21 protein-coding genes and 1 tRNA gene are annotated in these 22,188 nt (G+C 61.4%); 8 read left to right on the top strand and 14 right to left on the bottom strand.

All coding sequences use genetic code 11. From position 1 onward, the window contains the following. Positions 1-28: 28 nt before the first annotated feature. The gene (locus G6N83_RS11085) at positions 29-949 is read right to left on the bottom strand and encodes a G5 domain-containing protein (protein WP_165142033.1); all 921 of its coding nucleotides are present in this window, start codon (positions 947-949) and stop codon (positions 29-31) included. Positions 950-1,822: 873 nt separating this feature from the next. Between G6N83_RS11085 and G6N83_RS11080 the strand changes: the two genes are divergently transcribed. Then, the gene (locus G6N83_RS11080; protein ID WP_338143810.1) at positions 1,823-2,074 is read left to right on the top strand and encodes a DDE-type integrase/transposase/recombinase; all 252 of its coding nucleotides are present in this window, start codon (positions 1,823-1,825) and stop codon (positions 2,072-2,074) included. A 33-nt stretch (positions 2,075-2,107) separates the two neighbouring features. On the opposite strand, the gene G6N83_RS11075 is transcribed toward G6N83_RS11080, so the two are convergent. After that, a complete protein-coding gene (locus G6N83_RS11075) occupies positions 2,108-2,263 on the bottom strand; it encodes a hypothetical protein (RefSeq protein ID WP_165142029.1) in 156 nt (51 codons plus the stop codon). A 358-nt stretch (positions 2,264-2,621) separates the two neighbouring features. Between G6N83_RS11075 and G6N83_RS11070 the strand changes: the two genes are divergently transcribed. Further along, positions 2,622-2,873 carry a hypothetical protein gene (locus G6N83_RS11070; protein ID WP_165142027.1) on the top strand — a complete coding sequence of 84 codons (252 nt, stop codon included), beginning with the start codon at positions 2,622-2,624 and terminating at the stop codon, positions 2,871-2,873. 41 nt (positions 2,874-2,914) lie between these two features. Here G6N83_RS11070 and G6N83_RS11065 read toward each other — a convergent pair whose 3' ends face one another. The 3 genes from G6N83_RS11065 to G6N83_RS11055 are packed head-to-tail and all read right to left on the bottom strand — an operon-like array spanning position 2,915 to position 6,244. Next, positions 2,915-3,853 (bottom strand): sce7725 family protein, encoded by a 939-nt coding sequence (locus tag G6N83_RS11065; RefSeq protein WP_165142025.1) that lies wholly within the window; start codon positions 3,851-3,853, stop codon positions 2,915-2,917. Next, entirely contained in the window at positions 3,840-4,709 is an 870-nt protein-coding gene (locus G6N83_RS11060; protein ID WP_165142023.1) for a sce7726 family protein, read from the bottom strand. The genes G6N83_RS11065 and G6N83_RS11060 overlap by 14 nt, the downstream gene beginning before the upstream one ends. Beyond that, entirely contained in the window at positions 4,706-6,244 is a 1,539-nt protein-coding gene (locus tag G6N83_RS11055; protein WP_165142021.1) for an SIR2 family protein, read from the bottom strand. Before G6N83_RS11055 ends, G6N83_RS11060 begins: the two co-directional genes overlap by 4 nt. Before the next feature lie 1,008 nt (positions 6,245-7,252). Between G6N83_RS11055 and G6N83_RS11050 the strand changes: the two genes are divergently transcribed. Both G6N83_RS11050 and G6N83_RS11045 read left to right on the top strand, forming a co-directional pair. Further along, positions 7,253-7,582, top strand: coding sequence for a transposase family protein (locus G6N83_RS11050; RefSeq protein WP_165142019.1), 330 nt, complete (start codon positions 7,253-7,255; stop codon positions 7,580-7,582). A gap of 225 nt (positions 7,583-7,807) precedes the next feature. After that, positions 7,808-8,386, top strand: coding sequence for a hypothetical protein (locus tag G6N83_RS11045; RefSeq protein ID WP_165142017.1), 579 nt, complete (start codon positions 7,808-7,810; stop codon positions 8,384-8,386). Between the two features lie 519 nt (positions 8,387-8,905). Here G6N83_RS11045 and G6N83_RS11040 read toward each other — a convergent pair. Further along, positions 8,906-9,868: an exonuclease domain-containing protein gene (locus G6N83_RS11040; RefSeq protein ID WP_165142015.1), complete on the bottom strand. Its 963-nt coding sequence runs from the start codon at positions 9,866-9,868 to the stop codon at positions 8,906-8,908. Positions 9,869-10,068: 200 nt separating this feature from the next. Next, on the bottom strand, positions 10,069-10,191 hold the full coding sequence (locus tag G6N83_RS13965) for a hypothetical protein (protein ID WP_338143802.1): 123 nt from the start codon (positions 10,189-10,191) through the stop codon (positions 10,069-10,071). Positions 10,192-10,587: 396 nt separating this feature from the next. Between G6N83_RS13965 and G6N83_RS11035 the strand changes: the two genes are divergently transcribed. Beyond that, positions 10,588-11,763: an IS481 family transposase gene (locus G6N83_RS11035; RefSeq protein WP_165141304.1), complete on the top strand. Its 1,176-nt coding sequence runs from the start codon at positions 10,588-10,590 to the stop codon at positions 11,761-11,763. Between the two features lie 47 nt (positions 11,764-11,810). Here G6N83_RS11035 and G6N83_RS11030 read toward each other — a convergent pair. After that, a tRNA-Arg gene (locus G6N83_RS11030) sits at positions 11,811-11,882 on the bottom strand. A 33-nt stretch (positions 11,883-11,915) separates the two neighbouring features. Further along, complete coding sequence (gene poxB, locus G6N83_RS11025) at positions 11,916-13,649, bottom strand: ubiquinone-dependent pyruvate dehydrogenase (protein ID WP_165142013.1); 1,734 nt, start codon at positions 13,647-13,649, stop codon at positions 11,916-11,918. A gap of 174 nt (positions 13,650-13,823) precedes the next feature. Here poxB and G6N83_RS11020 point away from each other — a divergent pair, with 174 nt between their 5' ends. Then, positions 13,824-14,105 (top strand): HesB/IscA family protein, encoded by a 282-nt coding sequence (locus tag G6N83_RS11020; RefSeq protein WP_165142011.1) that lies wholly within the window; start codon positions 13,824-13,826, stop codon positions 14,103-14,105. 215 nt (positions 14,106-14,320) lie between these two features. Continuing rightward, complete coding sequence (locus G6N83_RS13940) at positions 14,321-14,455, top strand: hypothetical protein (protein WP_260149057.1); 135 nt, start codon at positions 14,321-14,323, stop codon at positions 14,453-14,455. On the opposite strand, the gene G6N83_RS11015 is transcribed toward G6N83_RS13940, so the two are convergent. The 4 genes from G6N83_RS11015 to G6N83_RS11000 all read right to left on the bottom strand — a co-directional run bounded on the left by G6N83_RS11015 (position 14,446) and on the right by G6N83_RS11000 (position 21,044). Continuing rightward, positions 14,446-17,862: an error-prone DNA polymerase gene (locus tag G6N83_RS11015; protein ID WP_165142009.1), complete on the bottom strand. Its 3,417-nt coding sequence runs from the start codon at positions 17,860-17,862 to the stop codon at positions 14,446-14,448. The two genes, G6N83_RS13940 and G6N83_RS11015, sit on opposite strands and share 10 nt — an antisense overlap. Next, positions 17,862-19,400 carry a DNA polymerase Y family protein gene (locus tag G6N83_RS11010; RefSeq protein WP_165142007.1) on the bottom strand — a complete coding sequence of 513 codons (1,539 nt, stop codon included), beginning with the start codon at positions 19,398-19,400 and terminating at the stop codon, positions 17,862-17,864. Before G6N83_RS11010 ends, G6N83_RS11015 begins: the two co-directional genes overlap by 1 nt. Position 19,401: 1 nt before the next feature. Further along, entirely contained in the window at positions 19,402-20,082 is a 681-nt protein-coding gene (locus G6N83_RS11005; protein ID WP_165142005.1) for a hypothetical protein, read from the bottom strand. Between the two features lie 83 nt (positions 20,083-20,165). Further along, the gene (locus tag G6N83_RS11000; RefSeq protein WP_165142003.1) at positions 20,166-21,044 is read right to left on the bottom strand and encodes a DMT family transporter; all 879 of its coding nucleotides are present in this window, start codon (positions 21,042-21,044) and stop codon (positions 20,166-20,168) included. Positions 21,045-21,083: 39 nt separating this feature from the next. Here G6N83_RS11000 and G6N83_RS10995 point away from each other — a divergent pair, with 39 nt between their 5' ends. Continuing rightward, the gene (locus G6N83_RS10995) at positions 21,084-21,590 is read left to right on the top strand and encodes a MarR family winged helix-turn-helix transcriptional regulator (RefSeq protein ID WP_165142001.1); all 507 of its coding nucleotides are present in this window, start codon (positions 21,084-21,086) and stop codon (positions 21,588-21,590) included. 20 nt (positions 21,591-21,610) lie between these two features. Here the strand turns inward: G6N83_RS10995 and G6N83_RS10990 are convergent, their stop codons facing one another. After that, positions 21,611-22,108, bottom strand: a complete 498-nt coding sequence (locus G6N83_RS10990) for an HNH endonuclease (RefSeq protein WP_165141999.1) — start codon at positions 22,106-22,108, stop codon at positions 21,611-21,613. Positions 22,109-22,188 lie beyond the last annotated feature (80 nt).

Below are 22,188 nucleotides of genomic sequence, written 5' to 3'. Positions count from 1 at the left end.
ATAGCCGACGAGGCTCGGGCGCCTGCTGCTATCGCTCGCACGCCAACCCGTCGCCGTCTCGGTCGAGACCATAAATGTCTCTGCCGACGACCTTCGCGACTCCGTCGAAGTAAGCAGGTCCGTTCCCGCTCCCCCAGGCACAGTCGACATCACTCGCGATGGGCACGCAGGCATCCGCATAGTTCGAATCACAAGTGGGCTCAGCAGGCGGCGCGGGCTCAGGCGGCGCATCGTAGGTCCCGACCGTTGTCACTTCTGTCACCGGTGCCACAGTCTCGACATCAGACTTCAGCTCTCGGCCGGTCTCCACGCCATCGACGACGGTGACGACATATGTAATTGTTCGCTCGCCGTCCTGGCCGCTTACCGAAATAGTCGTTTCACCGCGAGCGATGTTTGCATCCTCAACCGTGGAGCGCTCGAAGGGAATAACCTCCGTGACGACTTCCTCGCGAGATGTTGTGACCGGCGTCGGAGTGGGGGTCGATGTTCGTCGTGGTGTCGCCTCACTGCGGGCCTCGGCGGATTGAGCAGTTTCGACCGCGGTAGGGGCTCCCGTTTCTCCAGGAACCATAGCCGCTGACACGCTCCCGGCCATGAGGAAGACCAACGCTGCACCGGCGGTCACACCAATCGCCGTGCGACGAGATTTGAGTCGAAGCCAGGTGCCGGATCCCTTGCTGATACCAACGATTCCGGTAACCAAAACGACGAGCGCAACCAATGCGACTAAAGGCGACAAAAGTGCTACCGCTACGAGAAGCCCTAGTGCAAGCAGCACCCAGACCCATCGCGAACGTCGCTTAAGGCCGATGGTCTTTGCGACCAACGGCTCCTCCCACACCGCCCCATCTCGCGAGACGTGTACGGCCCATTCGTTGCCGTCCCACCATCGCATCTTCTTGGCGTCTGACGGGTCCGGAAACCATCCCGGTTGTTGGTTCGACATTGAACTCCTCCCCAAGGACTTCCGCCGAGGAGTTTTCCCCAGATGAGAAGACTCTAATGGAAGAGGCTTCAAAGGGTACTAGAGATGAACCGCCGCGTCAGCTTCCACAAAACAGACTTGTGCGCTTCTGATTCGCCTTGAGGTTCGTTCCGACATTTTCATCTGTGAGAGTTGGAATGATGTCGAGAATTTCTCCGCCCGAGTTCCGGGAACGAGCCCTGAGGTTGTTGGCCTAGGCCCGTGCTGATCATCTGTCTGACTGGGCGGCGTTCACCCATTTCGCGGGCAAGCTCAGGGTGAACCCCGAAACACCGCGGAACTGGACCCGTGCGGCGCAGGTCTATGCAGGGCATCGCCCAGAGTTGACGAGTAGGGCGCATGCGGAGATCGCGCGGCTGATGAAGCAGGCGCGCGAGTTAGAGCGTGCGAACGAGATCTTGAAGGCCGCGTCCGTGTTTTTCGCGAAGGAACTAGACCGTCCCACGACGCGATGATCCGGTTCATCACTGAACACCGGGGTCGTTTCGGGGTCGAGTCAACCTGTCGGGTGTTCCGCCAGGCAGCTCCTGGGTTCATCACCAGCCGCGGATACCGTGCAGCATTTCGCCGCGCACCGTCGGCGCGGGCGTTGTCGGATCAGGTGCTGGGCGCGGAGATCGAACGCGTCCACGCGGAGAGCTAAGGCATCTACGGGGCGCGGAAGAGGCACGCGCTGATGGCGCGGTGGCAAGGGTGGACTACCGGTCGGGATCAGACGGCCCGGCTGACAAGGCAAGTCGGGGTGCGTGGGGTCGTGCGCAGCAAACGCGTGTTCATAACGAAGTCCGCCCTGGGCGGGCGGGCGGCCGACCGACCTGGTGAACCTTCGGTTTCATCCCGACGCGCCCACGGAGACTCTGGGGCGCTGACGTAACCTATGTGCGGACGTGGGGTGGACTCGCACATGTCACGTTCGTGACCGACGCGTTCTCTCTCCGCATCGTCGGGCGGAACCTCGCCTCCACGTTGAAGGCTGACGTGCTGTCATTGCAGGCGTTGAACATGGTCGCTTGGGAGGCCGCAGGCGATCTGAGCGAGTTGACGCATTACTCGGATCACGGGCCGAACTACCTGGCGCTCGTCTAGACCGATCACATCGTCGGGCTCGGCGCGAAACCATCAACAGGAACCGTCGGTGACAGCTTCGACGATGCTCTCGCCGAGGCGGTGAACGGGCTCTACAAGACCGAACTCATCCGCCGGCAATGCCCCCGGCACACCGTTGAACAAGTCGAACTCGCCACGCTCGAGCACGTGTGGTGGTAGAACAGCCATCGCCCGCACGGGGAGCTCGGAATGCGCACGCCCATCGAGGGCGAACAGTCGTACTACGCTCGCCTCGAATCACCCTTGGGAACGAACGTTTCTCTAGTCGCCAGATAGAAAGAACCAAACCCCGGGCGAATCAGAAGGCGTGTTGTAGCCAACACCAACTACTCAGTGGTCGACGAAGGCCGAGGCTCGGTTTTGAGCGTTGAGGGCCTTTACCATTGGAATCGGTATGGCGGAGGCAAATTGATTTATTCTGCCAACCTCGACGGGCTAGCGGAATCGAGGAAGGAATACGGCGACCAGTCGCTTCCAAGAGGCCGGTGGGTTCGTGCGAGATGCCACACAAGAGTCCGCTCGACAGATGCTGCGCGATCATCATGATGGCAGCCACATGACTGGTTTCACCAGCGCTGCTGCTATAGCGTTGCGCCGAGTCCAGGAGAAACTCGATGCGCACAGAGAGCAGATGAAGGGTCCAGGCCTCTCCGCGTCGGAGCAATCGCGTTACGCCCAATTGGACGAGCTGAAGTCTGAGATCGAGGCGGAATATGACCGCTATTGGCGAGGCAGCGGCATTGACTGGAGACCTCTGGCGCCTATCGCCAAGGGCTAAATACTAGAAGCGCCTCCGACTGAATCGCCTCAAGATGAGATCTAAATGATCGCGTCCTGCATGACTAACATGTGATTCATAATCGACAACTCCTTGACCTTGCCAAGTCCGGGAAAGTGCTGACGCTGATAGAGATCTCGAAATCCGTCAATTCCTAGATTAGTCGGGAGCGACCTTTCGTCAACGAAGTCGATGAGCTTCTCAAGGGCCTCGAAGAACTTCCCAGCTGGATCATCCTGGGTCTCATTGCTGTCGGAGCAAAAATGCTTCAGGCGAACGACATCACCTGATTCATAGGTGAAGTGGATAACAACCGCATAGGCAGGACCGCCGCCTGGTTGATATCCTCGCCCAAGGGTCAGGAAGTCGCTGACGCCGTAGTATCCCGCGCTCTTGTAGCCAGCAACGCGAGTGCTGAATATCCCCTCTTCGCGGCCGACATACTCTCGGTTGCGTGGCAAAGAAGGAAACGGGTCGTTCGCCCAGACCACCGGGAGACCACCAAGGGGCAGACCATATGAAGCCGGGACCGTCCGATCCTCAGCAATGTTCCATCGAACTCCGTGATAAGTCGCCCCTTGCAGAGCCACGGAGAGATCCAGCTCATGAACGATATCGATGGTGAACTGGTGACCAGCGCGCCTGGCGTCACTGATCCAGCGTGACATCGCCGCGTGATCAGCGTCAGCATTGGAGAGGATTGCAAGTCCGTGGCGTTTCAGAAGATCGTTCTCAAGGTAGTAGTCGCCGAGTGATCTCCAGCTTCCCTTCGAACGAAGTTCACCGACCGAGGGGTTAAGGACTAGGTCACAACTCGCTCCTTCGTCGGCTATCGCCCGAAGTCTGCGGGTGAAGAGATCGTTTGGCGAGGCAACCGGCTCCAGAATCGGTACGACACGCGAAAATGCTGCAAAACTTGAGGCGCAGTTTCGAACGGCAAAGACCTCGTGCTGTCGTGCCCTCAGCCTAGGCATGTACATTTGCGACCTCCTGGTTCATCCAATCTTGAAGACTGGAAATCTGCTGTTTCGTCGGATCGAGTTTCAAGACGGCGGGGCGCACCGGCTCGGGCAGTCGAGCGATCAGTGACCGGCCAGCCCTCGGCTTTCGCCCTCTCAACTGTTCGGCGACCGCGTTATGGAAAACGAGCGGGTCCAGGTTTCTGGAAGCGGCTAGTGCATACGAGAACACCCGCGTGTTCGGAAGGTCGGGAACAGTAGAGCCAAGAGCAGACAGAACCCTGAGATACTCTGCACGACGAAGTGACCGCATCAAGACCTCTGAATCAAGAAGCTCACTGCTAAAACTCGCCTCGCGAACAGTCACCACGCGACCGTTCACATCAAGCCAGTGAAGACCAATACTCTGGAACTCCGGGATTGCGTGCACTCGTTCCACCACGCGCTTTGAGGCCATAACAGACACGTAAGGTGCGATTCTCCTATAGTCGTTTAGTTGACTATCGAGCCGGGAAGTGTTGTCGAGGTCGCTCTTGATCTCGACAGCGTGCAACGAGCCTGACACGGCCAAGAAGTCGACGATGGATCGCCCGGCCCTGAACTCCGGCAAAAGAATGCCGTCGCTCCAAGGAATCATTTGACCGAGAACGGCTCTACGGTAGACGAGATCGTTACGGTAGTGGCGCGAGAGCCATCGGTCGCAGCGCCAGATCAGTGTTCGAACAGTGGGTGCGCCAACGGCTAGGCCACTCTCAACAAGACTTGAAATGGTGCGGTTCGCCAGCTTCGACGCGGGGCCGTCCCGCATCGCTGAGCGGAGAACAGGCGCCGAAAGCAGTGCCGAGGCGGCCGCCGCCTGACTTTCTACCGCGCTCATGATTTGGCCTCGTTCAGGGGCCCGTGCATCAGCCAGTCGAGGGCCACTGCCAACTTCGCGTACTGAGTGAGGTAATAGGACTGCTGACGATAACTTCGGTTGTTGTTCAGGTACTCTCGCAAGCCCGCACCGTCGCGGGTCTCATCCAGCAACGACCAAGGGTGGCTAAGAATCCAGTCCTCGCCTTGACGGTCGAGCACATCTTGAAAAGTAACACCGGCCGGAAGAGAGCGTTTTCCAAGGTTCTTGGTCTCTCGGGAGATATACGAGCGAATCTTCGACGGGACCTCAGCCTGAGGGACCAAGGCTCCCTCCTCATCCAGGAACTCACCTTGCCGGAGATGCTTCCAGTAGGGCACGTACCAGTTACTGGCGAAGGAACTCCCGAATGCCTCAGTTATCACCTGGTCGCTGGGAAGCCCTCGGTCTGGCGAACCGAGCACATCGTCGACGAGGTCCCAGCGCGACAGCCCGATGATCCCTTTGACTGTCATCTTGGCGCCAACACCGAAAACCACGTCAAGTTGATCCGAGGACGACTCAATGTCGGAAACTTGCACGAGTCGACCATCAGGATCGTTGCTTTTTACCAGTTCGTAGATCTGATTCTTGAGTTGGCGAAGGACCCGAGCCGGAAGCGCTCTCTCCTTGATCCCTAGCGCCCGAAAGACATCGATGAAGTCAGGGACAACGATCTCAAAGGCCTCGATTTGGCCACCTTCGATATGCACGGTTCGAGAGCGAACCTCAGGGGAAGCTCCCGACTCCCAATTGATGAAAAGAAGGCGTTCCTTAAGTTTGCTTGCGTTGGTCCCGCGCATTGCCTTCACCAGCGACCGAAGTATCTCTAGCACGTTGTTGTCACTCAGGCTGTAGCCAAGGAAAACGATAGGGTGCTCGACGAAAAAGGTCATCAACTTGGCGGCAAGGTACGCATCTCGCTCTTGGAAGTCAACGTAGTCCTCCCCCGTCAGAACGAGTGAGCGCGGCTGTTGCGACGACCCGTGAATCATGTAGATTTCCGCGATACCTTGCGGATCAGCAAACAGCAACTCGTCTTGGCCAGTGAAGACGGTGTAGTCGGGGTAAACGACGGACATCAGCTTGTCGAAATTGGTTGTTATCACTCCCTCGACATTTGCGCTCTGCAGAAGCGCGAACTCAGAAGCATACTCAGCGGTCGGCTTGAATCCTTCAATTGCTTCTTCGAAGTATCTTGCTACTTCGATCTTCAAAGCTGATGAGGGATCAGTGACCTCAGCACCATATCTGTCTCTCGAGTCCGAAAAACGCTTATCAGACCACCACACCGAGTAAAACTCTTTAGCTAACAAGGAGGCAGTCTTGGGAAGATCCCCCGAAGCGAGGCCACGGTAGTACTCGTATGGGTGGCTAGTGAATGCAGCAAAGTGCCTAAGGAGACCTTCCCAATCAGGCAGGTCAGCGTATCGTCTAGAAATCCCGGAGCCGATAAAGAGGTACGGCGCAGCCATCGTCTTCAGATGAGAGCTGAGGAAGTCGTACGCGGTACCCATGCTTCATAGGGTATCCTCGCGCGCCCTCCCGCGTTGTCGTTTCCGTGGTGCCACGCCCAGCGGCGCAGCTTTCCGCCCGCTACAACGTCGTCACCGAGTAGTTCCGCGCGTTGCCTGTCGTTGCGCGCCTGATGAGGCCAATAGTCAGAGTCCACGTCGAGGTGTACTGCGGACGGTCGACCGGGATTCTCTCCTCTCATCGTGTCGAACACTCACCGTGATGTGCCGCAATGCGAGCTGGCCAACTCGATACTCGGCCGCTTGGTCAAGGTTGCGGAAGGCGTTCGGCTTGCCCAGCGGTGACGAGCCGGTGATGTCATGGCGGTAGCTGTACGGTGCAACCGCGGCAGCGTGCGCCTTTCACCGCTCTCGCGCCTCAGGTCTCGCACTCGGCTGGTTAAGCCGCGCCACGCCCAAGCGCCTCCCCTTTCTTGCGCATCTTGTAGGAGCCCGTGCGCGTAGGTTTCGATGAGCCACCGCCGCTCTGTGAGCGCAGTCTGCAGGTCTTGCGCGATCAGCTCGGCAGGCGTCGGGATGAGTCCGGCGAGTCGTACCCGACTTCGTCTGCCGGGCCGGGGTCTCTAACTGGCTTGGTCGAGCATGCTGGCGAGGCTCGCGCCCGGCGAGCGCTCCCTCCGATTGCTCGTAGTAGGAGCTGGTTGTCTGGGTTCACGACGTAGGCGACGTATGACACGCGACACTTGAGTCGCGACATAGGCGACGGTGTCGAACTATCGAGTCGTGGTCTTAAAGGGCAGTTGTCTGTCACCGCCGCGGCGGCCGAATACGGAGTCAGTGGGCAGTTATCTCCACACGCTCCTGGATCGGTTCCGAGAGGCTGGCCTCGACACGCTAGAGCCGCGTTCTCGTGCGCCGCTAAGCAGGCCCCACACAACCACGGACCGGGTCCGCGAGCAGATCGCGGCGTTACGTTTCCAACTGACCCGAGACGGCTTGGACTCCGCGCCCGTCACGATCGCCTGACACCTCACACAGCAAGGACTGACCGTGCCATCGGCCTCCAAGATCCGACGAGTGCTCAACACCGCAGGCTTGATCGGCCCGGAACCCCGCTGGCGCCTCGCTGACGGGCAAGACGTCGAGATCCTGAACTGGCTCGACGACCACTCCCGCTACCTGCTGTCCTGCGCTGCCCACACCCCGGTCGCCGGAGACGACGTCGTGCAACAATTCCTCGAAACAGCAGAGATTTACGGGATCCCCGCGTCGATGTTGACCGACAGCGGCCGCGTCTTTACCGACCGTCGCGGCGGCGCAGAGACTCGGGGCCAAACCCGAGTCGCTGCGAAACCGACTCGCGCGCGGCCATCAATTTGAGGTACTCATCGATGTGGTCGAACACGAGCCGAATCGTTCGCTGCTTCGCCTCCTTCGAAAACCTCTTCGACATGATCAATATCTTCCTTCCAGAATCGAATGGAAGCGGCATCAAACCTGGGACGGTTCAAATTCGGCGTCGGCCTTAGCACCCCGATACGACTTCTAATTCGGTGAAACGCGCTCTTCCGCGCGGGGGCGATCAGCCACCGCTATGGTGAGGGCATGGATGAGCTCGTTCCAAATTCAGCCAAAACCACCCGACCTCTGTCCGGGTGGAGAAAGCTCCTGGTGTGGGCCGCGATCATCCCAGACCCGCGCGCGCCCACCGCAGATCCACTGAGAACGCACCTGACCCCGTTGGAACTCGCTTCTATGGTGCGCGAACAGTTTTACAAAGACCGCAACTACATTCGACTCAAGCGACAACGCTGGGCGACTGGAGCGATCGCAATTCGTTTACTTGCACTCGGGCTATCTGGCACAGCCACGATCCTCCTCGGGCTATCCAATTTGTCGGGGCCGGCCGCATGGGGGTTTGGCTTGTCAGCGCTAGTCACGCTGATTACCGCGCTCGAGCCATTCTTCAATTTCAGATCTCGCTGGGTCTCCGCTGATGAAGCACTGGCTCGTTGGCATCGCGCAGAGGAGGAACTCACTTTCTACGTAGCGAACGCATCGGTTGAAGAGCTCAGTGCAGACGAAGTGGTCAGATTTGATGAGATGCGGCGGGACGAATGGGCCCGTTTCAGCCAGGATTGGCTTTCGGAACGTCGCAGCGCGGGCTCCGGTCCACACACCTGAGTCGAGACTCGCTGCTCTGATCACCTTGGCTGCCCTATTCCAGAGGCCCTGGAAGTGAACCAGAGTTGAGGGGTCCTGGAAGCGAACCAAAGTTAGGGGCCGGTCAACGACCTGCTCAGGTCATAGCTGTTGCTCGCTGAGTTACTTCGCAAGCCCGCTGCTGCTATTCCGAGCCGCTCGCCAGAAGCGACGGTTCCGGCAAGTAATCCCCGCGCTCAACCACGACCTTGCTGACATCGACATTTCGATCCAAAGTGACCTTGACGAGTGACCGCTCTGGTGCAGATGGCGCCAACTCTAATGCAGGATACGCAAACAGCTCCAGCTGATGGACGGCAATTGCGACTTACCGCCCCTGAACCCCAGTCAGTTGTCGGACTACCGCGGCGAAGTTGGAGATAAGGTCGCAGAGATAGACACCGGTGCACTCCAGGGCGCCGCGAACTCGCATTGCCCTAGTAAAGACCGTCGGCTCCGACGGCCCGTCGCCGATCAGAGCGACAGCGATCCGCGCCCTGGCTACGTCTCGGGCAGTAGAACTTCGGTGCCCTCTAAGGTGTTGCCGTCGAGGCAGCGGAGGAAGTCGTCCTCGGTCATGACCTCGATCTCTTGGCCCTTGTCTTGCAACTCGAACGCCTTCCGCGCTTTGCCCGTGATGTTGGAGTCGGGCCGAAGCACGGCCGGATTGATGTCACCGACGACGAGGACGTTGGTTCTCTTGGTGGTGGTCTGTTCAGGTATCGCGCCAACCTTGGCGCACTCCTGGCGCGCTAAATCTCGTGTCATCGACATCAGCGTGCCAGTGAAAACCACGACGCGGCCATACAGGTACCCGCTGGGGTCGGCGTCGTCGTTCACCTCGATCGGGGTTAATCTGCGGCCGCCAGCATGCACAGCGACGCTGCCTCGATAGATACCTCCGCGCATCCGACCGATGCCAACGCCCAGCCCACCCGCCAGATCCACGAGGTCAGTCGCCTGCTGTTGCAGGGCCAGCTGGGCGACGATGTGGACGACCGCTGTCGCGTCGGCGAGCGCGTCGTGGTGGTCTTCGAGCGCTATGCCCATCGTCTCGGCCAGGAACGGCAGCCGGTAAGTCGGCAGCGCAAGTGCGCGGCGAGCCATTACTAAGGTGCAGAGGAACTGCAGGTCGGGCCACTCGATGTTGTCCAGCGTGCACGCGTAACGGATAACGCCAAGATCGAAGCCCGCGTTGTGGGCGACGACTAAATCGTCGCCGATGAAGCTCACAATGCTCGGAAGAATGTCCCTCCATCGAGGAGCACCCGCTACCATCTCCGCGTTAATCCCGTGTATGGCAATATTCCAACCGTCGAACCAGTCAGCTCCCTCCGGCGGGCGCATCAACCAATGCTGGGTCTCGGTGACCTGCCCGTCTCGCACGCGCACAAGACCGACGGAGCACGGAGAGCCACGATACGAGTTGGCTGTCTCGAAGTCGATCGCGGTGAAGTCAAGCATCAGTCACATCACAGGATTCGATCGCACGGTCAATGGCCACTGCTGCTCCTTCACACTCGCCCAGCAACTCGGGTGTTCAAGAGGCGAGTCTGACGCACCCTTGATCCGCCGTCCAGTGAGACACGGCAGCTGCGGAAATGGGCCCATAGACAGCAGCGTGACCCGCGCGGTGAGCGATGCTGGCCTGCAACGAATCCGCCTCAGAGGACGAGAATCTGATGGGGAGCGATCATCCGGTTTTCGTCCACCGCAGCGTCGCTCGCGATCAGCTCGGGCACGAATGTGAAGGCTGTGCAGCGGGCGGTGGGTCCTGCCTCGGCCACGACGAGGCTCAATACCTATGCCGGCCGATTTGGATGCCGCGGCGACGCGGCTCAACGACGCTATACCGCTGGTGGCTTTGCCGTCGGGTCCGCGGACCCACTACGCCCCATCGCCGTGACCGCAGGGGCAGATTGCCCAGTTTTCGACGAGGCAAAGAACGCTCAAATTGTCAATTTTGGTGCTGTGAGACATCGGATGAACTCGATTGAAAACCGTCCCCGCTGCACTGAAAATTCTCAGAATGCGACCAAAATCGACTTTTGCGTGGTCCAACCATAGATAAATCCCTGATCAGAAAACAAAAACAACTGTGCCCCTGGAGGTGTCTGGGTTCACGACATAGGTCACAGGTGATAGGTCCTTGGTGAGTCGCGTCATGCGTCACAGTCCGATGTATGTCGAAGCATCGGGTTGTTGTTTTGAAGATCATCGCGGGCCAGCTCACCGTCACCGACGCGGCGATCGAGTACGGGATCTCCCGTCGACATTTGCATCGGCTACTCGCTCGTTACCGTGACGGTGGACTGGACGCGGTCGAGCCACGCTCACGGCGACCGAAGACGAACGCGTCCGCCACACCGGAACAAGTTCGCGCCCGGATCATCACCCTTCGGGCGGAACTCACAACCCAAGGACTCGATGCCGGCCCTGTCACGATCGCCTGGCACCTCGAACACGAGCAACACACACCGCCATCGACATCCACGATCAGACGCATCCTGCACACCGCCGGGTTGATCACTCCCGAACCCCGCAAACGACCGAAATCGTCCTACATCCGCTTCGAAGCAGCCCAACCCAACGAGACCTGGCAATCAGACTTCACCCACTGGCGCCTCGCAAACGGCCAGGACGTCGAAATCCTGAACTGGCTCGACGACCACTCCCGCTACCTCCTGTCCTGCACCGCCCACACCCCGGTCACCGGCGACAACGTCGTCACCACATTCCTCGCAGCAACCGACGAACACGGCACCCCCGCCTCAACACTCACCGACAACGGCCGCGTCTACACAGCCCGATTCGGCGGCGGGCGCAACGCCTTCGAATACCTCCTCGCACTACTCGGAGTGAAACAAAAGAACGGCACACCCAACCACCCGCAGACCCAAGGCAAAATCGAACGCTTCCACCAAACCCTCAAACGATGGCTCGGAGCCAGACCCCCAGCCACCACCCTGCATGAGCTACAACTCCAGCTCGACCACTTCCGACACCACTACAACGAGCAGCGCCCCCACCGAAGCAACAACAGAACAACACCAGAGGCCACCTACCGTGCATCCCCGAAAGCTCTCCCCACAGCCCCACGGGCAGGACACTTCAGAATCCGCTACGACCACGTCGGCAGCAACGGCAAAATGAGCCTTCGCCGAGCCGGACGAATGCACCACCTCGGCATCGGAACAGCCCACCGCGGCAAACGCATCATCGCGCTCATCGACGAAACAACCGTCACGATCATCCACCTCGACACCGCCGAGATCATCGCAACAAACACCATCAACACACAACGCGCCTACTGGCGCAACGAAATGAAAGAGCCCGGCCGATGGCCGGGCTCTTTCTGACACATGTCGCGACTCAGGTGAGACCTATGTCGCGACTCATCACACTGTGCCCCTGGAGGGATTCGAACCCCCGACCCTCTCCTTAGGACGGAGTGGCTCTTCCACTGAGCTACAGAGGCTGGCGGCACAATTCTAACCGCCGTGCTGGTTGATCAACCAAACACTCGGCGCCACACGTTGGTGTCGGCAAGGTCGAGCAGTTCGTCGCCGCGACCCGACATCACCGTGCGCAGCGCATAGAGCGCAAAGCCCTTCGCCTGGGCGGCAGTGATCGACGGCGGAATCGACATCTCTTCGCGCGCCACCACCACATCAACGAGCACCGGGCCCGGGTCGGCGAGCGCGCGGGTCAGCGCACCCTCGAGATCGTTCGGGTCCTCAACGCGAATACCCGTCATCCCCACCGACTCCGCAACGGCAGCAAAGTTCGGGTTGTCCAGATCAGTGGCGTAGGTCACGAGGCCCGCGGCCTTCATCTCCACCTCGACAAAACCGAGGGCAGAGTTGTTGAACACCACGATCTTGATCGGCAGTTTGTTCTGCCGAATCGACAGCAGATCGCCCATCAGCATCGAGAGTCCGCCGTCGCCCGCGAGCGCAATAACCTGCCGCGAACGATCCACGCCCTGCGCCCCCAACGCCTGCGGCATGGCGTTGGCCATCGACCCGTGCGAGAACGACCCGATCAGCCGGCGCTCTTTCGTCATCTGCAGGTAGCGCGCAGCCCAAATCACGGGGGTTCCGACGTCGGCGGTAAAAACGGCATCCTTATCGGCCAGTTCGTCGAGCAACCGCGCCACGTACTGCGGGTGAATCGGCGCCTTGCCGTCGTTGTTGGCGAGACCGTCAAGCTCGCGCCGCGTCTTCTTATAGTGCTTCACGCTGTCGCTCAGGTGCGCATCGCTCCGCTCCCCCGACAGCAACGGCAACAGAGCGGATGCCGTCGCCTTAACGTCTCCCACCATCCCCAGGTCGATCGGAGTGCGTCGCCCCAACTGTTCGCCGCGAATGTCTACCTGGATGATGGTCGCTTTTTCGGGGTAGAACTGGCGGTACGGCAGGTCGGTGCCGAGCATCAGGAGCACGTCGCAGTGCTCCATGGCGCGATACCCCGAGGCGAACCCGAGCAGCCCCGTCATCCCGACGTCATAAGGATTGTCGTATTCGATGTGCTCTTTGCCTCGGAACGCGTGCACGATCGGCGCCTGCAGCTTCTCGGCGAGCGCGAGCACCTCGGCGTGAGCGCCGGCAACTCCGGCGCCGGCAAGAATCGTCACCTTCTTCGCCTCGTTCAAGAGCCCCGCAGCCTTGGCCAGCACGGCATCCGCTGGCACGGTGTGCGAAGACGACGCCTGAATCGCAGCCGACGGCCGGCGCTTGGGCGCATCGGCGAAGAACACATCACCCGGCACCACAACAACGGCGACACCGCGACGCTCAACGGCGGCACGCATGGCGGCTTCGAGCACCCACGGCATTTGGGATGGGTCAGAGACGAGCTCGCAGTAGACGCTGCACTCACGAAAAAGCTCTTGCGGGTGGGTCTCTTGAAAGTAGTTGCTGCCGATCTCTGACGACGGAATGTGCGACGCGATAGCCAACACCGGCACACGCGACCGCTGCGCATCGAAGAGCCCGTTGATGAAGTGCAGATTGCCCGGGCCACAGCTACCCGCAACGACGGCGAGCTCGCCGGTCACCTCGGCTTCGGCACCGGCAGCGAACGCCGCGGCCTCTTCGTGCCGGGTGTGCATCCACTCCAGAGTGCCGTGAGTGCGCATCGCATCGGTAAAGGCGTTGAGGGAGTCTCCGGGAAGACCCCACACTCGTTTCACCCCGGCGCGAGTAAGTGTGTCGACGAATAGATCTGCGATCGAATCGGCCATGATTCCACGCTACGCGGCGGGCACGCTGAGCGGCAGGGGTTGCGCCTTTTTCAGCTTTTTGTAGAGCATGCCGTGAACATGTGAGTTGCCTGGCAGAAGTGGCTGTGGCTTGCGTCGGGCCCGGATTCTCGGAATCGTAGCCAACCCGCAGCAATTCACGGAAGGAGAGCTTTTATGCTCACGCTCACCGAGAACGCAGCAAGCGCTGTTAAGAACATCACGGCACAGATTCCCACCGAAACCGGTGGTCTTCGCATCCGAGACACCGGAGCCGAGAACTCAGGCTTCGAGCTCGCACTCGTGCAGGCCCCCGAAGAAACAGACGCCGTCGTCGAAACTGACGGCGCACGCGTATTCGTCGACGAGATCGCAAAGGTCGCGCTCGATGACCGCATCCTCGATGCAGAAGTATCTGAAGACGGATCGGTTCGATTCGCCCTCGGCGTTTCCGCATAACGCAGTCTTTTATACAACGCCCCTGGTTTTTACCGGGGGCGTTGTGTTGTGTCTGGGCAGCAGTCCAATCAGGATGCTGTGGCATCCACCGCCCGGGATAACACCTGATTTTCTGCGCACGCAGCACCGCAAAGGGCCACACGGGCGCAATTGGCTTCTTGAAGCACTCCAATCCGTGCTTTGGAATCGAACTATCGATCCCAAAGGAGAAGCCCATGATCGTCTTTCTGTGCCTCATCGCAGCGCTGGTTTTTGCGGCAGTTTCGGGTTCGATCGTCGCCGTAATCCGCGATGGCTACAGCGCACGGCCCGAACGAGCCGACTACGACTCGCGGCAGCCTCACCGGTAATCGCGCGAGCGGTGCCCCACTCCCACTTGCAGGTCTTCGAACCGGTCGGCGACAAGGTTTGTCACGCCCTCGGGAGAACGCTCGAGAATGCCCCGCACAATCACAGCAGGTGAGTCTCGAGCAACCCTCCGGTGGCGGGTAAAGACACCGACCGAACAGATCACGTTGATGATGCCGTGCTCGTCTTCGAGATTGAAGAACGTAATACCGGATGCCGTAGCCGGCCGCTGCCGGTGCGTCACAAGACCTGCAATCTCGACGCGGCGGCCCGGTTCATGTGTGCGTAGCTCTTGCGAGGTCAACACACCTCGCGCATCAAGGGCGGCACGAAAGTGCGTGAGCGGGTGATCGTCGGTCGAAATACCGGTGGCCCAGAGGTCGGAGGCCAATTGCTCGTAGCTGGAAGGGTCAGAAAACAGCGGGGGCTGCACGGAGATGAGTGAGCCCGGCAGAAACTCCTCGCGGTCGGTTGCAGCAGAACCGGCCAGCCACAGCGCTTCACGGCGGCTGAGACCGAAGCTCTCGAAAGCACCCGCTGTCGAGAGGGCTTCGAGGTGCACTTCGGTCACACCGGTGCGACGAACGAGGTCGCGCATGTCCCGGAACGGGCCCTCCGCTACTCGCGCGGCGACGATGCGCTCGGCAACAGCAACACCCACGCCCTTGACGGCGGCAAGCCCCATGCGCACGGCGAATGCACCGTCGCGGCGATGGGCCGCTGACTCGTCGGGAGCCGCGGCGTCGAAGACAGCGACCGGGGGCTGCGTGCGGTGCGCGCACGACGGCATACCCGTCGGCGGAGCTGTGTGCACGGCTGTGTGCGCGGCATCCGCCTGTTCTGCTTCAAGGCTCGCGTGTGCGCGCGAACGCTGGATATCGGGGCGCAACACTGTGACACCGTGCCGGCGAGCATCGGCCACGAGGGTGGCGGGTGAGTAAAACCCCATGGGTTGCGCGCGAAGGAGCCCCGCCAGAAAAGCTGCGGGGTAGTGCAGCTTGATCCACGAGCTGGCATACACAAGCAGCCCGAACGAGAGCGAGTGCGACTCGGCGAACCCGAAGTTGGCGAACGCTTGAATGCGGGCATAGATCGCGTCAGACTCCTCGGGCGACAACCCGTTTTCGGCCATGCCGATGTAGAGCTGCTCACGAATCGAGTCGATGCGCTCAAGCCCGCGCTTTGACCCCATCGCGCGGCGCAGAGTGTCGGCTTCTTCGGCGCTGCAGTTGCCGATCACCACAGCCATCTGCATCAGTTGCTCCTGAAAAACCGGAATGCCGAGAGTGCGCTCAAGCACCGGCTTGAGCTTCTCGTGCGGGTACGTCACCTCTTCATCACCAATTTTGCGCCGCACAAAGGGGTGCACGGCCCCACCCTGAATCGGGCCGGGGCGAATGAGGGCGATCTCGATCACGAGGTCGTAAAACCGGCGCGGCTGTAGGCGCGGCAGAAGCCCCATCTGCGCACGCGACTCCACTTGGAACACCCCGATCGAGTCGGCCCGGCACAGCATGTCGTACACGGCGGCTTCTTCTTTGGGGATCGCATCGAGGCCCCAGGTCTCCCCCGTCGCATCACGCACGAGATCAAAGCAGTACTGGAGGGCCGCGAGCATGCCAAGGCCCAGCAGGTCGAACTTCACAAGCCCCATCCAGGCTGCGTCGTCTTTGTCCCACTGGATGACAGTGCGGTTCGGCATCCGTGCGTGTTCGATCGGCACCACCTCACCCACGGGGCGGTCGGTGAGTACCATTCCGCCCGAATGAATGCCGAGGTGCCGTGGTGCCTTGAGCAGCTCACCGGCGAACGCGAGCACCTGGTCGGGGATGTCGTGACTGCCCGTCTGAGGCCCATCTCCCCAGCGGTCGACCTGCTTCGACCACGCGTCCTGTTGGCCGGGCGAAAACCCGAGCGCCCGGGCCATGTCGCGCACGGCGTTTTTCGGCCGGTACGTAATGACGTTCGCCACCTGCGCCGCACGCTCGCGCCCGTAGGTGCGATACACCCACTGAATGATCTCTTCACGGCGATCAGAGTCGAAGTCGACATCGATGTCGGGCTCTTCTTCGCGCATGCTCGACAAAAACCGCTCGAACGGCAGCCCGTAAAAGATCGCGTCGACAGCTGTGATTCCCAAGACGTAGCAGACGGCGCTCGAGGCCGCAGACCCCCGCCCCTGACATAGGATGCCGCGGCGACGAGCCTCGACAACGATGCCGTGCACGATCAAGAAGTAGCCGGGAAAGTCCTTTGCCTCGATGACATTGAGCTCTTTTTCGAGCCGAGCCCGGTGGCCTGCTGGCATGTCGGGGTACCGCTCTGCGGCCCCTCGCCACACCAATTGGCGCAGGTGCGACATGGGAGTGTGCCCGGGTGGAACATCCTGCTTGGGCAGTGCCGGTTTAGCGCTCTGGAGCGGAAACGCCAGCTCGTCAGCGAGCGTGACAGTGCGCGCAACAGCCCCCGGGTAGCGGGCGAACCGTGCCGCCATCTCGGCGCCCGATCGCAAAAAGGCGCCGCCGTGCGCGGGTAGCCAACCGTCGATTTCGTCCATGCTGCGGTTTGCACGGACGGCCGCAATCGCGGTGGCAAGCAGTCGCTTTTTCGGCGATGCGTAATGCACATTGCCGCTGGCGAGCACGGGCAGAGATCGCTCGGCCGCAAGAGCTGCCAGCACATCGTTCGTGCGTTGATCGGTTGGGTCACCGTGGTCGATGAGTTCGACCTGCACAGCGTCGTGGCCGAAGAGGTCCACCAGCCGGTCGAGTTCTCGCGCGGCGGCGTGGGGCCCAGCCTCGGCGAGCGCCCGCCGCACAGCGCCCTTGCGGCATCCGGTGAGAATCGCCCAGTGACCGTCGGCGCGCTCTGCAAGCTCGTCGAGGTCATAGTGGGGGCGTCCCTTTTCGGCGCCCTGCAATTGTGCCGAGGTAAGGGCCCCCGCGAGCCGGTGGTACCCCTCTTGACCGCGCGCGAGCACAAGCAAGTGCGCACCCACGGGGTCGGCCACACCTTTTTGGGGTGTGGGCAGCTCGAGTGACATCTCGGAACCGAAAACCGTGTCAACACGTCGAGTCTGCGCGGCCTCGGCAAAGCGCACGATCCCATAGAACCCGTCATGGTCGGTGAGAGCGAGTGCGTGGAGTCCCAGTCGTTCGGCTTCTTCGACGAGCTCTTCTGGGGAAGATGCACCATCGAGAAAGGAGTACGTCGAGTGCACGTGCAGTTCGGCGTACGGCACCGCATCGGCTGGGCGTTCAATCTGGGGCGGCACGTAAGGTCCGCGTTTGTGCGACCAGGCAGGGCTGTCTCCCCCGTCAGCTCCCGGCGGGCGCTCGCTCTCACGCCCAGAATCGCTCAGCACTCGTTCGAACTCGGCCCAGCTCACCGGTGGGTTATTGAACCCCATCAGTCATACCTCGCCTCTGCCGCCCAGACCCCGCCAGTGCACACCAGCAACCACGCGAGCTGATCGTCGTCGACGATCTGAAAGCGATGCGTCAGATGAGCCCGGTCGGCGTCCCACTCGCGCTCGATCACGGGCCATGGGCCCGCCCACGAGGTGATGAGCGAACGCCTGCCACGAACGATCAGCAACTCCGGTTCTGCAGTGAGACTGCCGCGTTCATCGACATCAACGCCAAAACCTCCGGCAGCTGTCACGTCGACCGGCAGAAGTTCCGGAAACACCGACGCCGGCAACGGGGCGGGCAGATGCCCAGGCCACGGCTGCGCACGTTCTCGGGCAAGCACAGCGCGATCTCCCCACGGCACCAGCACGCGCCGCTCCGCAAGTAGGCGCCCACCCCCGACGGCAGGAGTCACGACCCCACGGTGCCCGAGCATTGCCTGTACCCGAGAAAGCGCATGGTGCACTCGCTCATCGGGGCCACCGCCGAAGAGCCCGGTGTGGTGGTGGGATGCCGCATCCACAGCCTCCGGAGACAGCCGCACTCGCCCGACCCCCGTCACCAGGTGCTGCGCGTCTTCGCTCAGTTGCCACCTCACACGGTCGACCACCGCCGCAGCATCGAATGCCGTCGGATGCAGCCACACCCGCTCGCTGTGCTCGGCTCGGTCTCCCGTGAGCTCGACTCGCAGCTCGGTGCACACAAGATCAAGCGCTCCGAGGGCATCGATGAATTCAGATGCCGCGAGCCTGATACCGAACGCCACATGTTCTGCAGCCTCAACGGGCGGTTCGAAAACGACCTCTCGATCAAGCTCCGGCGGCGGCGTTCGCGGGTCGACAGCGCGGGAATCACGCCCCGAGGCCAGCGCAAACAACCGCTCGCCGTGAGGGCCGAGTCGCTCCGCGACGCGAGATGCGTCAAGACCCGCGAACTGGCCGAGTGTCTGCACGCCCAATCGACCGAGCAGCAGCGCCACCTCGGCATCCTCCAAAACAGCCACCGGCATCGGAGCCAAAAAGCTTGCAGAGCCCCCCGGGGGCACGATGTGCACGGGCACTTGTGTTGTTGTGATGTTGCGCGCGGCGCGCTCAGCGGTGAAGACCCCATCGGCAACTCCCGCTCGCACATCGGTGATACCGAGATCCGTGACAGCCTCACGCAGCACCGAAGCTGCCTCGCTCTCGCCGCCGTAATACCGTGCTGGCCCGCGAATGCGAAGCGCCAGCAGCCCCGCACGCAAAATCTGCACTCCGGGCGCCCGCTCTTCGACAGCGGCAACTGCCGGGGCAAAAGCCCGGTGGTCTCGTTCGAGATCGGTCGCAATGATCGTGAGCTGCGGACACCGCGCTTGCGCATCACGTCGCCGCTGCCCCCGCCGCACACCCTCGGCTCGGGCCGTCGCCGAACACGCCACGACAGCGTTTTTTTCCACCACGGCAACAGGTGCGGCAGCGTCGAAAATACCGCTGTGCTCTGCCGCGATGATCGGCCAATCGGGCACCCACAGCACGAGCGTGCGTACTGGTTCTGCCACGTCAGCTCACCGCTCTCATCGCGGCTCGATAAGAACCAACCGAAACGGATGCCGCGGCGACCTCTCCCTGCGCATCTGGCAGCAGAATGCGTGCTCGGCGCGGAACAGCAGTGCGCCTCGAATGCACCGTGACCGTCAACGCACGCTGCTCGAGGAGCCCGTGCCCGGACCCCAACCCCGACCACTGCGGATCGCTGACGTCGAGGGTCGCTTCGCTCTGCGGCCATGCGCCCTGCACGAGAAGCACAGTCCCTTTTTCGCGGAGACGTGCCGCGAGCCGAGCTGCATCACCGTCAGACACTCGCGCAGGCGGGCGCACTGCCACCACGGGCAGCACATCAGCCAGGGTGGCAACAACCGCCAGCCAGCGCGGACCGGGGTCAGGAATGAGCACAAGCCTGTCTAAGTCGACACCCGCATGTTCGGCAGCTTCGATGCCCAAGTGCGGAATTCCGACGGCGGCGCACCATGATCCGGCGCGCGACGGACGCGCCAGCAGCGAAAGAAGAAGCGCACCCGATGGCGCAAGCGAATAAGAGGCCCCCGCGCGAAGCCCGCCCCCGGGCAGAAGGGCCGAGAGTGCGGGAGGAGCCGGAAAGACCGGGGCATCCATGCGGCGCCCCTCGGCGCGCTTGAGCTGTGCACGCAAGCGCTGCACATTCTCGGTCGTCGCCGCTGTCATGGCATCCTCATCCCTACAGGCTAGAACTTATGTTCTAGCAATTCAATGCAGGTTTCGAAGATAACAACGACTTACGACATCGGCTACGACGTCGATAATCGGCGCGAAGCCACGCGGGGTGGAAGGCTGCCCCAGAGTACCCCCACAATCACAAGCGCCAGACCGACCGCCTGCGCAATACCGAATGCTTCGCCACCCCACACGACCCCCAGCACGGCACCCGTCACCGGATTAAGAAGACCGATAATGCCCACAACACTCGCCGGCAAGCGAGAGAGCCCGGTAAACCATGCCCCGTACGCCAAAGCTGTTGCGATGACGATGATGTAGATAAAGCCAGCAATCGCGCCACCGTCGAGTGCGGGCGGCGCACCCTCAACAACGATCGCGAACGGCAAGACGACGAGAGCTCCCGCAATCAGCTGCCATGCCGTCATGGCCAGGGGCGGAACATCACTACCCCATCGAGTTGTCAGCACAAATCCGACCGAAGACGCAAGCATCGCCCCGAGTGAGGCAACCACGCCCCACATATCGACCGGGCCCGCACCCGGGCCCAGCATCAGCACGACACCAACGATGCCCACGCCCGCTCCCAGCACTGCCGCCGCACGTGGCCTCTGCCGCAAGAGCAACCAAGCAAAGAGCATCATCGCGGCAGCCGATGTCGACATGAGGGCCGCAGCCAAGCTCGTCGGAATCCGCTGACCCACGATATAGATCAGCACCGAAAAGCCACCGACATTCAGCATTCCCAGCACCACCGATCGCCACCACCAGCTCCCCCGCGGAAGCTGACGGGCAAAAGCCAGCACCAGAAGTCCCGCAGGGAGACATCGAATCACACTGCCCCAGAGCGCAGCATCCGCTGGCAACAGGTGTCGAGTCACAAAGTACGTACTCCCCCAGGCAATCGGTGCAATTGCCGTAAGCAGCATCCATCGGACTCTTTTATCTTCCATGGAAGATACTTTAGCTTCCAAGGAAGATAAAGTCGAGACATGGATGCCTCCCCCCTCGATGACCGCGTCGCACACATTCAGCGCGAGTGGGCGCGCGAACGCCCCGATCTCGACCCGTCCCCGCAGGGCGTCATCGGCAGGCTGCATCGACTCGCTCTAGCTCTCACTCAAGAGCTGACCGAGGTATACGACAGGTTCGGCCTCTCGGAAGCAGAGTTCGATCTCTTGGCATCGCTGCGGCGCACCGGTGCCCCCTATGCCCTTCGCGCGAGCGATTTAGCAGCCCACACGATGGTGACTTCGGGCGGGCTCACGAAGCGTGTGGATCGGCTCATCGAGCGTGGGCTCGTGGAACGTGCACCCTCAGACGCTGACGCACGCCAACGCCTCGTGCACCTCACTCCCGAAGGCATGACGCTCATTGACGACGCGTTCGCAGCTCACATGATCAACGAGCATCGGCTCGTAGACCAGCTCGACCCGGCCGACCGCGCAGCACTCGAGCCGATCCTCGCCCGTTGGCTCAGGCTCTTCGAAACGCCCTGATGCCAACGCGGAGAACCGCGCTACGCCGCAAGCGGCAAGTACGGCTCCCACCGCGGATCTGCACGCTCAACACCGCGCACCGTCCAGTGCGCTCCGCGCGGCGCACCAGGAACAAGGCGCAGCGTCCATGCCATCTCTTGCGGCGTTCGGTTGCCCTTGAGATTGTTGCACCGCAAGCAGCAGGCAACCAGGTTCTCCCACGTCCCCTTGCCCCCTCGTGAACGTGGCATGACGTGGTCGATCGTCGACGCGGCTTTTCCGCAGTACGCACAGCGGTGCGCGTCACGACGCAGCACGCCACGGCGAGTTACGGGCGCACGACGCGCGCCGGGAATGCGTACATACCGCGTCAGGATGATCACCGCCGGTCTCTCATAGAGGCCGCTGGCGCCCCAGATGGGTTCGCCCTCGACATGTTCGATGACTGTCGCTTTCTCATTCATCACGAGCACGAGCGCTCGTTTGAAAGAAACCACGGCAAGTGGCTCGTAGCCGGCATTCAGCACCAGTGTGCGCATATCCTGTCCTCCCGAATGGCCGGGAAGGCTTCCCGGATATTCGATTCGAATGACGATCGAACCGCGGAGGGTATGAAAAA

It is taken from the genome of Microbacterium endophyticum, from assembly GCF_011047135.1.
GTDB lineage: Bacteria > Actinomycetota > Actinomycetes > Actinomycetales > Microbacteriaceae > Microbacterium > Microbacterium endophyticum.
This window is presented reverse-complemented; position numbering and strand designations above follow the sequence as displayed.

What these genes read in the sequence shown, in the direction of transcription:
- G6N83_RS11085 (WP_165142033.1), bottom strand. Translation starts at nt 949, where the DNA reads ATGTCGAACCAACAACCGGGATGGTTTCCGGACCCGTCAGACGCCAAG.
- G6N83_RS11075 (WP_165142029.1), bottom strand. Translation starts at nt 2,263, where the DNA reads ATGGCTGTTCTACCACCACACGTGCTCGAGCGTGGCGAGTTCGACTTG.
- G6N83_RS11070 (WP_165142027.1), top strand. Translation starts at nt 2,622, where the DNA reads ATGCTGCGCGATCATCATGATGGCAGCCACATGACTGGTTTCACCAGC.
- G6N83_RS11065 (WP_165142025.1), bottom strand. Translation starts at nt 3,853, where the DNA reads ATGTACATGCCTAGGCTGAGGGCACGACAGCACGAGGTCTTTGCCGTT.
- G6N83_RS11060 (WP_165142023.1), bottom strand. Translation starts at nt 4,709, where the DNA reads ATGAGCGCGGTAGAAAGTCAGGCGGCGGCCGCCTCGGCACTGCTTTCG.
- G6N83_RS11055 (WP_165142021.1), bottom strand. Translation starts at nt 6,244, where the DNA reads ATGGGTACCGCGTACGACTTCCTCAGCTCTCATCTGAAGACGATGGCT.
- G6N83_RS11045 (WP_165142017.1), top strand. Translation starts at nt 7,808, where the DNA reads ATGGATGAGCTCGTTCCAAATTCAGCCAAAACCACCCGACCTCTGTCC.
- G6N83_RS11040 (WP_165142015.1), bottom strand. Translation starts at nt 9,868, where the DNA reads ATGCTTGACTTCACCGCGATCGACTTCGAGACAGCCAACTCGTATCGT.
- G6N83_RS11035 (WP_165141304.1), top strand. Translation starts at nt 10,588, where the DNA reads ATGTCGAAGCATCGGGTTGTTGTTTTGAAGATCATCGCGGGCCAGCTC.
- poxB (WP_165142013.1), bottom strand. Translation starts at nt 13,649, where the DNA reads ATGGCCGATTCGATCGCAGATCTATTCGTCGACACACTTACTCGCGCC.
- G6N83_RS11020 (WP_165142011.1), top strand. Translation starts at nt 13,824, where the DNA reads ATGCTCACGCTCACCGAGAACGCAGCAAGCGCTGTTAAGAACATCACG.
- G6N83_RS13940 (WP_260149057.1), top strand. Translation starts at nt 14,321, where the DNA reads ATGATCGTCTTTCTGTGCCTCATCGCAGCGCTGGTTTTTGCGGCAGTT.
- G6N83_RS11015 (WP_165142009.1), bottom strand. Translation starts at nt 17,862, where the DNA reads ATGGGGTTCAATAACCCACCGGTGAGCTGGGCCGAGTTCGAACGAGTG.
- G6N83_RS11005 (WP_165142005.1), bottom strand. Translation starts at nt 20,082, where the DNA reads ATGACAGCGGCGACGACCGAGAATGTGCAGCGCTTGCGTGCACAGCTC.
- G6N83_RS11000 (WP_165142003.1), bottom strand. Translation starts at nt 21,044, where the DNA reads ATGGAAGATAAAAGAGTCCGATGGATGCTGCTTACGGCAATTGCACCG.
- G6N83_RS10995 (WP_165142001.1), top strand. Translation starts at nt 21,084, where the DNA reads ATGGATGCCTCCCCCCTCGATGACCGCGTCGCACACATTCAGCGCGAG.
- G6N83_RS10990 (WP_165141999.1), bottom strand. Translation starts at nt 22,108, where the DNA reads ATGCGCACACTGGTGCTGAATGCCGGCTACGAGCCACTTGCCGTGGTT.